This window comes from Streptomyces sp. NPDC059455, assembly GCF_042750115.1.
Classification (GTDB): Bacteria; Actinomycetota; Actinomycetes; order Streptomycetales; family Streptomycetaceae; genus Streptomyces; species Streptomyces endocoffeicus.
In genome coordinates this window covers 1-9,662 of the sequence record NZ_JBHYVB010000315.1, presented here as the reverse complement: position 1 = coordinate 9,662, position 9,662 = coordinate 1, and the positions used below count along the sequence as shown (strand labels likewise).

The window sequence follows — 9,662 nt, the reverse complement described above, 5'->3', positions numbered from 1 at the left end:
GGGGGGCCCCCAACCCTCTACCCCCCCGCCCGGTGTACGCCCCCCGCGCGCCCCCCCCCCCCCCCCCCCCCCCCCGGGGGGGGGGGGCGACACGAGAAGGAGACATCAGGGGCGGTAGCGCAGCGGATGGTCCTCGGGGACCTCCACGACCGCGATCCGCACGCCGTCCGGATCCGCGATCCACGTGGCGCCGGGCGGGCGCTTTGTCGTGTCTGCTGCTAGATCCCCGGACGGTAGCGAATCGGATGGTCCTGCGGCACTTCCACGATAACGATTTTGAGTCCGTCCGGATCCGCGATCCACATCTCCACCAGGCCCCACGGCTCCTTCTTCGGCGGCCGCAGCACCTCGACCCCCTGCGCGGTGAGCTCCTTGTGCGCCGCCGCCGCGTCCGCCACCTGGAGCCACAGCTGGAGGCCCGGGACGGGCGGGGTGTCCGAGCGGCCGGAGACCTCCAGGAAGCCCCCGCCGAGGAAGTAGACCGTGCCGCGCTCGGGGCCCGTCCCGAACTCCCGGTACACCGCCAGACCCAGGGCCTCGCCGTAGAACGCCCGGGAGCGCTCGGGGTCCGTCGGCCGCAGCAGGACACGGCTGCTCAGTACGTGAACCATGCCGCGACCCTACGCAACCTGACCCCTTCGGGGCAGGTTAAGGTCTATTTGCCGCCACCGACCGTCACCGAAGGGAACCCGCCGACGCCATGGACACCGCGGACGCCACCGTACGAGCCACCGACCCGCTCACCTTCCGCACGGCGACCGAGGCCGATGTGGAGGGGCTGGTGGCCCTGATCGAGTCGGCCTACCGCGGGGACGCCAGCCGCGCCGGATGGACCACGGAAGCGGACATCCTGGACGGGCAGCGCACCGACCCGGGGGGTGTCGCGGACGTGGTGGGGGCCGAGAACGGCCGGATGATGATCGTCGAGCGGAACGGTGAGCTGACCGCCTGCTGCCAGCTCGAGCACCGCGGTGACCACGCCTACTTCGGCATGTTCGCGGTCCGGCCCGCGCTCCAGGGCGGGGGCCTGGGCAAGGAGATCATCGCCGAGGCCGAGCGGTTCGCGCGGGCGGAGTGGGGCGCCAAGGAGATGCATATGACGGTGATCTCCGCCCGCGAGGAGCTGATCGCCTGGTACGAGCGGCGCGGCTACGCCCGTACCGGCCGGATGACCCCGTTTCCGTACGGCGACGAGCGCTTCGGCGTACCGCGCCGCGCCGACCTCGAGTTCGAGCTGCTGATCAAGCCCCTCGACTGAGCCCCTCCGAGGGTCCCGGGCCTCGGAGGGGTCTCTGAGGGCCGGGACTCGTGGCACCGCTTACGCCGTACGGGTGAATGCCGTCCGCGAGTGGGTCACGCCGTGAAGCGCGCCGCCCGCCGGATCTCCGGGAAGTCGGTCGTGGCGCCGTCCAGGTGGAGGCCGCGGACCAGCTTCAGATGGTCGGGGGTGTTCACGGTCCAGCCGATGACCTTGAGGTCGTCGGCGTGGGCCTTCTCCACCAGCTCCAGCGTCAGCCTGCGGATGTTGAGCACCAGCATCCCGGCGCCGACCGCATGCGCCCGGTCGATCACATCGAGGCCGTAGCGGCTGGCCACGAGGGCGGTGCGGGCGGTCGGGAGCAGGGTGCGGATCTCGGCGAGCGCCTCGTCGTGGAAGGACAGGATGTCCACCCGGTCCAGCAGATCGCGGCGGGTCAGCACCTCGGCCAGCGCCCGGGCGGCCGCCGTGTCCTTGATCTCGGCCTGGAGCGGCGCCTGGACGGCGTCCACGACCTCCTCGAAGACCGGGATCCGCTCACCCTTCCCGGCGTCCAGCCCACGCAGCTCTGCGAGGGTGAAGTCACTGATCGGGCCCTTGCCGTCGGTGGTGCGGTCGACGTCCGCGTCGTGCATCACCACGAGCGCGCCGTCCTTGCTGAGGTGCAGGTCCAGTTCGATGACGTCCATGCCCTCGTGCTCGGCGCGGACGAAGGACCGCAGGGTGTTCTCCGGCTCGACACCCATCACTCCGCGGTGTCCGATGGTGAGAAAAGTCAACGCTGTCTCGCTCTTCTGACGGCCCTCGAACGGCCTTCGTCGGGTCGTCTTCGTCGGGTCGGGGGAGGCAGTGGGATGGCTGATTCATCGGCACGCGGCGGATGGGCCGCCCGGACCGGCGCACACCATACCGGCCGCTCATGACGGGACCGTTCAAGCGGGGCCGTGGCATGAGCCGAGCCGATGGGGGCAGGAAAAACTGCGGTGGTGCGGGTGTGGCGCAGGATGATTTCCCGTACCGTCGCTTGAGCAAGGGAGCTTCCATAGATACGGTGGTCATACGCGAGTTTCTTCGGTGAAGGAGTGGTCATGACGAAAATTCTTTCGTCCGCGATAGCTGAAGGTGTTGTTCTGCCCGCAGAGCGTGTGGTCGATCATTCGGCCTGGCCAACCCTCAAGGACGCTGTCGAAACGTTTCGCCCGTGGCAGTCCAAGGACGGTTCCATCGACTTCGACGCCGAGGGCGCACCCACTCGGGAGACCGCCGCGGCGACCGTCGACCGGGTGATCGGGGCCATCGAGGAGCTCGCCCCGCTGCTTCCGCACGACGCCGACTACCACCGGGCGGTCGTCGCGGATCTGCGCCGCTGGACCGAGGAGGGATTCGGCGTCCCCGACTTCCTCGACTCGCTGCTCGCCTTCCAGCCCGCCCGCACACGCGCCGACGGCCTCCAGCACCTGGTGGTCTTCCCCATGTACACGCAGAACGGCAATCCGGACCGCAATCTGGAAGCCGTGGTGCTGCGCATGGTCTGGCCGGAGTGGCTGGCCGAGCTGGAGCGCACCCGCTATGACAACGCGCTCTACTGCGGACTGGCCTTCGAGGACTTCACCTCCGGCTACGACACCAACTCCGCGGTGCTCTTCCCCGAGACCATCGCCGTCCGGGAGGCCCCCGAGCGGTTCAGCTGGGGCGGCATCTTCTGCGACCGCGAGGCGGCCCGGTTCCGCCGGGTCAGCGAGGCCGCCGTCCGGGCCCTGGGCATCGAACTCCCCGACGACATCCGGGACATGCTCGCCGACCAGCGCCGCTGCCAGGAGGCGTTCGCCCTGTGGGACATGGTCCACGACCGCACCCACAGCCATGGCGACCTGCCGTTCGACCCCTTCATGATCAAGCAGCGGCAGCCGTTCTGGATGTACGGACTGGAGGAGCTGCGCTGCGACCTCACCGCCTTCAAGGAGGCCGTGAAGCTGGACGCCGAGGGCGTCGTCCAGGGCCGCGACGTCCAGTACGCCGTGATCTTCGACCGGATGTTCCGGTTCCCGGTCACCGGCGCGCGGGTCCGCAACTACGACGGGCTCGGCGGCCAGTTGCTCTTCGCCTACCTCCACCAGCACGACGTCGTACGCTGGACGGACAACACCCTGCACATCGACTGGTCCCGCGCCTCGCAGGTCACCAACCAGCTGTGCGGCGAGATCGAGAAGCTCTACCGCGACGGCATCGACCGCCCCAAGCTCGTCCACTGGTTCAAGGCGTACGAGCTGGTGTCGACCTATCTCGCCCCACACCCCGGCTCGGTCTGGGCCAAGGGCCCCGAAGCCCTGGACCTGAGCCAGCCGCCGCGCAAGCTCGTCGACGACGTGCTCCCCGACGAGTTTCCGCTGAGCATGTTCTACGAGGCGCTCGGGAAGAAGCTGCGAGACGTGGTCGCCTCCACCAAGGGCATCACGGCCGACAGCGACCTACCGGCGGCGGCATGAGCACCGCGGCGGCGCACAGCCCCCACGCGGGGCAGGACGAGGAGGCAGCGAGCATGACCACACCGACATCGAGCCCGAGCCCGAACGAGCCGGGCGAGAGGCCGCTGGACGGTGCGGTGGTGGCGGTGGCCGGCGCGGCCGGCCCGGCGGGCCGGGCCGCGGTGCTCCGCCTCGCCGAGGCGGGCGCCACCGTCGTCGCCTCCGACGCCGACCCGGTCCGGCTGGCCGAGGTGGTGGACGTGGCGCGCTACGCCCACGGCGGCGCCAGCGTCACCGGCGAGACGGTCGACCTGCTCGACCTCGGCGCCGCCCGCGCCTGGGCCGACCGCACCGAGAAGGAGTTCGGCCGGGTCGACGGGCTGATCCACCTGGTCGGCGGCTGGCGCGGCAGCAAGACCTTCCCCGACGCCCCGCTCGCCGACTGGGACACCCTGCACAATCTGCTGATCCGCACCGCCCAGCACACCTCCCTCGCCTTCCACGACGCCCTGCTGCGCAGCGGCAAGGGCCGCTATGTGCTGATCAGCGCGGCGGGCGCGTCCAAGCCCACCGCGGGCAACGCCGCGTACGCCGCCGCCAAGGCCGCCGCCGAGGCCTGGACGCTCGCGCTCGCCGACTCCTTCCGCAAACTGGGGGGCGAGGGCGGTCCGCCGGCGGCCGCTGCCATCCTGGTGGTAAAGGCGCTGGTGCACGACGCCATGCGGGCGGAGCGCCCCAACGCGAAGTTCGCGGGCTTCACGGACGTCAAGGAGCTGGCCGAGGCCATCACCGGACTCTGGGACCGGCCCGCCCAGGAAGTGAACGGAACCCGCCAGTGGCTGACCCCCAAGCAGTGAGGACCGACGCCCGCCGTCACCACGACCCCGAGGTGCGCGGCTTCGCCAGCGACAATTACGCCGGCACCCACCCGGAGATCCTCGCCGCGCTCGCCCTCGCCGACGGAGGCCATCAGGTCGCGTACGGCGAGGACGACTACACCGCGCATCTGCAGTTCGTCATGCGCAGCCACTTCGGCCCGCACGCCCAGGCGTTCCCGGTCTTCAACGGCACCGGCTCCAACGTCGTCGCCCTGCAGGCCCTCACCGACCGCTGGGGCGCGGTCATCTGCGCCGAGTCCGCCCATATCAACGTGGACGAGTGCGGGGCGCCCGAGCGGGTCGGCGGGCTGAAGCTGCTCACCGTCCCCACCGAGGACGGCAAGCTCACCCCCGAGCTCATCGACCGCCAGGCGTGGGGCTGGGACGATGAGCACCGGGCGATGCCGCAGGTGGTCTCGATCGCCCAGAACACCGAGCTCGGCACCGTCTACACGGTGGACGAGGTCCGCGCCATCTGCGATCACGCGCACGAGCGCGGGATGAAGGTCCACCTCGACGGCGCCCGGATAGCCAACGCGGCCGCGTCCCTCGACGTGCCGATGCGCGCGTTCACCAACGCGGCGGGCGTCGACATCCTGTCGTTCGGCGGCACCAAGAACGGGATGCTCTTCGGCGAGGCCGTCGTCGTCCTCGACCCGGACGCGGTGGGTGCCATGAAGCATCTGCGCAAGCTGTCCATGCAGCTGGCGTCCAAGATGCGGTTCATCTCCGTCCAGCTGGAGGCCCTGCTCGCCCGCGACCTGTGGCTGCGCAACGCCCGCCACGCCAACGCCATGGCCCAGCGGCTGGCAGACGGCGTGCGCGCGGTGGACGGGGTGAAGATCCTCCACCCGGTCCAGGCCAACGCGGTCTTCGCCCGGCTCCCGCACGAGGTGAGCGAACGCCTCCAGAAGCGCTACCGCTTCTACTTCTGGGACGAGGCCGCGGGCGATGTGCGCTGGATGTGCTCCTTCGACACCACGGAGGAGGACGTGGACGGCTTCCTCACGGCCCTCAAGGAGGAGATGGGCCGGTAGGCCGTTTCCGGGAATGAGCGCACGGGGCGGGCCGCACGGCCCGCCCCGCGGTCTTCCGCCAGAAGGACCCTAACGGCCCCGGTCCAGGGCCAGCGCCTCGGCCGGCGTGGGAGCGGTGCCGCCCAGGTGGGCCGGGACCCACCAGGTGTCCTCCGGGCCCTTGGGCCGCACCGGATACGCCCGCTGCGCCGCCTCCAGCAGCTCCTGCACCCGGCCGCGCAGCCGCTCGGTCAGGGTGTCCGACGGCTCGGTCGGGTCGGCCTCCATCGGCTCGCCGATCCGCATCGTGATCGGGAAGTGATGGCGGCCCAGCGCCCGCTTCTGGCCCTTGGTCCACAGCCGCTGCGTGCCCCACAGCGCCATCGGCAGCAGCGGGACCCCCGCCTCCTGTGCCAGCCGGGCCGCGCCCGACTTGAAGTTCTTGAGCGTGAAGGACCTCGAGATCGTCGCCTCCGGGAAGACGCCGATGATCTCGCCGGAGCGCAGCGCCCGCAGGGCGTGCTTGTACGCGTCCATGCCCGCCGCGCGGTCCACCGGAATGTGCTTCATCGCGCGCATCAGCGGCCCGGAGACCTTGTGCCGGAAGACCGACTCCTTGGCCATGAACCGCACCAGCCGCTTGGCCGGACGGGCGGTCAGCCCGCAGAAGACGAAGTCGAGATAGCCGATGTGGTTGCTCACCAGAACCGCGCCACCCCGCTGCGGGACATTCTCGGTGCCCTTGATGTCGAAGCGCAGATCGAGCGCCTTGAACATGGTGCGGGCGATGCCGACCACCGGCGGGTAGACGAGCTCTGCCATTGAGGACCCTTCGTCGGTGCCTGGGGAGGGTTCTCCCGGCGGAAGTTACGCGGCCGTAGGTATCCGGCTTCTGGCAGATGGTGCCCGATGTCGTCTCTTTGTGCTACCGCGCGGCACGGCCCGGCCGCGAGATCCTCATCACGTCGGTGGGCCGCCGGGGAATCCCCGGGCCGCCCAGGACGCTGTAGGAGGGAGGTCCGACCGGGAGGAGACAGGTGCGAGACGGCGACGGAAGCCGGCGGCTGGGCGCCGCCGAGCTCGGCGCGGAGCTGGGGGAGCGGGCGACGCTGGTCCAGTTCTCGAGCGCCTTCTGCCAGCCCTGCCGGGCCACCCGGCGGACGCTGTCCGAGGTGGCCGCGATGGTGGACGGGGTGGCGCATATCGAGATCGACGCCGAGTCGCGGCTGGAGCTCGTCCGGGCGCTGGACATCGCCCGCACCCCCACCGTGCTGGTGCTCGACGCGGCCGGGCGGGTCGTACGGCGGGCCTCCGGGCTGCCGCGCCGGGCCGATGTCATCGCCGCTCTGGGTGATGCCGTGTGAGTCTCCGCGCCCCGGCCCCACTTGACGGTCCGCACCCGGCGTGGTCAGGGTGAACGGCATGCGCCCTGGACCCCTTCTTTACGGACGTGTGCACGTGGACCTGATGCGGACCGCCGGCGCACGGTGTCCGGGCGGGTGAGCGAACGAGGACAAGCGCAGACTCCCGCCCGTACCTCCGGCAGAAGGACAACTCCATGACGGCAACGCACGACCTCGGCACGTCCCCGCTGACGACGTCCGACCTCTTCCGCTCCGTCTTCCGCCGGCACGCCTCCGGCGTCGCCGTGATCACCGCCCAGGGCACCCGCCCGGTCGGCTTCACCGCCACCTCCCTCGCCTCCGTGGCCGCCGAGCCGCCGCTGCTCTCCTTCGGCGTGGGCACCGGCTCATCGAGCTGGCCGGTGCTGTCCGAGGCCGAGTATGTCGGTGTCCACATTCTGGGCGAGCACCAGCGGGAGCTGGCCGCGACCTTCGCGCGCAGCGGTGCCGACCGCTTCGGACCGGCCACCGGCTGGCGCTCGGGACCGGAGGGCGTACCGGTGCTCGACGGGGTGCTGGCGTGGCTGGTGTGCCGGGTGGTGGCCCGGATACCCGCCGGGGACCACCGGGTGCTGATCGGCGAGGTCACCACGGGTACGGCGGCCGGGGCCGGCCGTCCGCTGCTTTACCACCAGGGGCGCTTCAACTCGCTCCGCGACTGAACCGCCACGCGCTCCGCGGCCGACCCGCGCCTCTCCGGTTGGCATGTACGCCTCGCATGGATCACCGCCGTTGGCAAGGTCACAGTTCAAGCGGGTTGCGTACGGGGAATGAGCTCGGTGTACTGACGAGTAATATTTTGCTGCGGTGCATGGGCCGCCCCGGCAGGAACCGCCCGCGGTACCGCCCGGGTCCCGCCCCCGAAGGCGCCTATGCTGCCAGCAACAAGGCAGCTCGGTAGAGACGATGCAGTAGGAGAGCCGGCGTGAGCTTGAGGATCGTTGTCTGTGTTAAGTACGTGCCCGACGCCACCGGCGACCGGCACTTCGCCGAAGACCTGACCGTCGATCGCGACGACGTGGACGGCCTGCTCTCGGAGCTGGACGAGTACGCGGTCGAGCAGGCCCTGCAGATCGCCGATGAGGCCGATGACGCCGAGATCACCGTGCTGACCGTCGGCCCGGAGGACGCCAAGGACGCGCTGCGCAAGGCGCTGTCGATGGGTGCGGACAAGGCCGTGCACGTCGAGGACGACGATCTGCACGGCACCGACGCGCTGGGCACCTCGCTGGTGCTGGCCAAGGCCATCGAGAAGACCGGCTACGACCTGGTGGTGTGCGGTATGGCCTCCACCGACGGCACGATGGGTGTGCTGCCGGCGATGCTGGCCGAGCGCCTCGGGGTGCCGCAGGTGTCGCTGCTGTCGGAGGTGTCGGTGGAGGACGGCGCCGTGACGGGGCGCCGTGACGGTGACACCGCGACCGAGCAGCTTCAGGCGCGGCTTCCGGCGGTGGTGTCGGTGACCGACCAGTCCGGTGAGGCCCGTTACCCGTCGTTCAAGGGCATCATGGCGGCGAAGAAGAAGCCGGTGACCTCCTGGGACCTGGAGGACCTGGAGATCGAGTCGGACGAGGTCGGTCTCGAGGGTGCCTGGACCGCCGTGGACGGTGCCACCGAGCGTCCGGCCCGCACCGCGGGCACGATCGTCAAGGACGAGGGCGAGGGCGGCAAGCAGCTCGCCGCCTTTCTCGCGGAGCGCAAGTTCGTCTGACGCCGCCTCGCGGGTCAGAAGTTCATCTGAGCCGCGCTGCCCCTACCGCCCAGATCTTTCGCATGTCGCAGGAGAGCGATTCCCATGGCTGAAGTCCTTGTCTACGTCGACCACGTGGACGGTGCCGTCCGCAAGCCCACCCTGGAGCTGCTGACCCTGGCCCGCCGTATCGGTGAGCCCGTCGCCGTCTCCCTCGGTTCCGGTGCCGAGAACACCGCGTCCGTCCTCGCCGAGCACGGTGCCGTGCGGGTGCTGACCGCGGACGCGCCGGAGTTCGCCGACTACCTTGTGGTGCCGAAGGTGGACGCGCTCCAGGCCGCGTACGAGGCCGTGTCGCCGTCCGCCGTACTGTTCCCGTCCTCCGCGGAGGGCAAGGAGATCGCGGCCCGGCTGGCGGTCCGCATCGGCTCGGGCATCATCACCGACGCCGTGGACCTGGAGGCCGGTGACGAGGGTCCGGTGGCCACGCAGTCGGTGTTCGCCGCCGCCTTCACCACCAAGTCCCGGGTCAGCAAGGGCACTCCGGTGATCACCGTGAAGCCGAACTCGGCCGCCGTGGAGGCCGCCCCGGCCGCGGGCGCGGTCGAGGCGCTCGAGGTGTCCTTCTCGGAGCGCGCCACCGGTACGAAGGTCGTCTCGCGTACGCCGCGTGAGTCGACGGGGCGTCCGGAGCTGACCGAGGCCGCGATCGTGGTCTCCGGTGGGCGTGGTGTGGGCGGCGCGGAGAACTTCCCCGTCGTCGAGGCCCTGGCCGACTCCCTCGGCGCGGCCGTCGGCGCCTCGCGCGCGGCGGTGGACGCGGGCTGGTACCCGCACACCAACCAGGTGGGCCAGACCGGCAAGTCCGTCTCGCCGCAGCTCTACATCGCGGCGGGCATCTCGGGTGCGATCCAGCACCGGGCCGGTATGCAGACCTCGATGACCATCGTGG

General features: G+C 70.8%; 12 protein-coding genes. 9 read left to right on the top strand and 3 right to left on the bottom strand.

What is annotated here, in order from left to right:
• Window positions 1-218: 218 nt before the first annotated feature.
• Window positions 219-611: a VOC family protein gene (locus ACFXB5_RS50565; RefSeq protein ID WP_385222083.1), complete on the bottom strand. Its 393-nt coding sequence runs from the start codon at window positions 609-611 to the stop codon at window positions 219-221.
• Between the two features lie 89 nt (window positions 612-700).
• Between ACFXB5_RS50565 and ACFXB5_RS50560 the strand changes: the two genes are divergently transcribed.
• A complete protein-coding gene (locus tag ACFXB5_RS50560; RefSeq protein ID WP_385222081.1) occupies window positions 701-1,258 on the top strand; it encodes a GNAT family N-acetyltransferase in 558 nt (185 codons plus the stop codon).
• A 95-nt stretch (window positions 1,259-1,353) separates the two neighbouring features.
• On the opposite strand, the gene ACFXB5_RS50555 is transcribed toward ACFXB5_RS50560, so the two are convergent.
• Window positions 1,354-2,037: a glycerophosphodiester phosphodiesterase gene (locus ACFXB5_RS50555; RefSeq protein ID WP_385222078.1), complete on the bottom strand. Its 684-nt coding sequence runs from the start codon at window positions 2,035-2,037 to the stop codon at window positions 1,354-1,356.
• Window positions 2,038-2,346: 309 nt separating this feature from the next.
• Between ACFXB5_RS50555 and ACFXB5_RS50550 the strand changes: the two genes are divergently transcribed.
• From ACFXB5_RS50550 to ACFXB5_RS50540, 3 genes are read left to right on the top strand one after another with little or no spacing between them, the layout of a single operon-like run.
• The gene (locus tag ACFXB5_RS50550; RefSeq protein ID WP_385222076.1) at window positions 2,347-3,744 is read left to right on the top strand and encodes a DUF6421 family protein; all 1,398 of its coding nucleotides are present in this window, start codon (window positions 2,347-2,349) and stop codon (window positions 3,742-3,744) included.
• 53 nt (window positions 3,745-3,797) lie between these two features.
• A complete protein-coding gene (locus ACFXB5_RS50545) occupies window positions 3,798-4,580 on the top strand; it encodes an SDR family NAD(P)-dependent oxidoreductase (RefSeq protein ID WP_385222073.1) in 783 nt (260 codons plus the stop codon).
• On the top strand, window positions 4,577-5,638 hold the full coding sequence (locus ACFXB5_RS50540) for a threonine aldolase family protein (RefSeq protein ID WP_385222070.1): 1,062 nt from the start codon (window positions 4,577-4,579) through the stop codon (window positions 5,636-5,638). Before ACFXB5_RS50545 ends, ACFXB5_RS50540 begins: the two co-directional genes overlap by 4 nt.
• 69 nt (window positions 5,639-5,707) lie before the next feature.
• Here ACFXB5_RS50540 and ACFXB5_RS50535 read toward each other — a convergent pair whose 3' ends face one another.
• On the bottom strand, window positions 5,708-6,439 hold the full coding sequence (locus ACFXB5_RS50535; RefSeq protein ID WP_201855744.1) for a 1-acyl-sn-glycerol-3-phosphate acyltransferase: 732 nt from the start codon (window positions 6,437-6,439) through the stop codon (window positions 5,708-5,710).
• Between the two features lie 215 nt (window positions 6,440-6,654).
• Between ACFXB5_RS50535 and ACFXB5_RS50530 the strand changes: the two genes are divergently transcribed.
• From ACFXB5_RS50530 to ACFXB5_RS50510, 5 genes are all read left to right on the top strand, one after another.
• Window positions 6,655-6,981 carry a thioredoxin family protein gene (locus ACFXB5_RS50530; protein ID WP_020873454.1) on the top strand — a complete coding sequence of 109 codons (327 nt, stop codon included), beginning with the start codon at window positions 6,655-6,657 and terminating at the stop codon, window positions 6,979-6,981.
• A 58-nt stretch (window positions 6,982-7,039) separates the two neighbouring features.
• Window positions 7,040-7,120, top strand: a complete 81-nt coding sequence (locus tag ACFXB5_RS50525; RefSeq protein WP_317259516.1) for a putative leader peptide — start codon at window positions 7,040-7,042, stop codon at window positions 7,118-7,120.
• 55 nt (window positions 7,121-7,175) lie between these two features.
• Window positions 7,176-7,682, top strand: a complete 507-nt coding sequence (locus tag ACFXB5_RS50520) for a flavin reductase family protein (RefSeq protein WP_385222065.1) — start codon at window positions 7,176-7,178, stop codon at window positions 7,680-7,682.
• A 263-nt stretch (window positions 7,683-7,945) separates the two neighbouring features.
• Window positions 7,946-8,731, top strand: a complete 786-nt coding sequence (locus ACFXB5_RS50515; RefSeq protein ID WP_385222062.1) for an electron transfer flavoprotein subunit beta/FixA family protein — start codon at window positions 7,946-7,948, stop codon at window positions 8,729-8,731.
• A gap of 84 nt (window positions 8,732-8,815) precedes the next feature.
• Window positions 8,816-9,662, top strand: an 847-nt coding sequence (locus ACFXB5_RS50510) for an electron transfer flavoprotein subunit alpha/FixB family protein (protein WP_385222059.1), incomplete at its 3' end; no start/stop codon positions are given.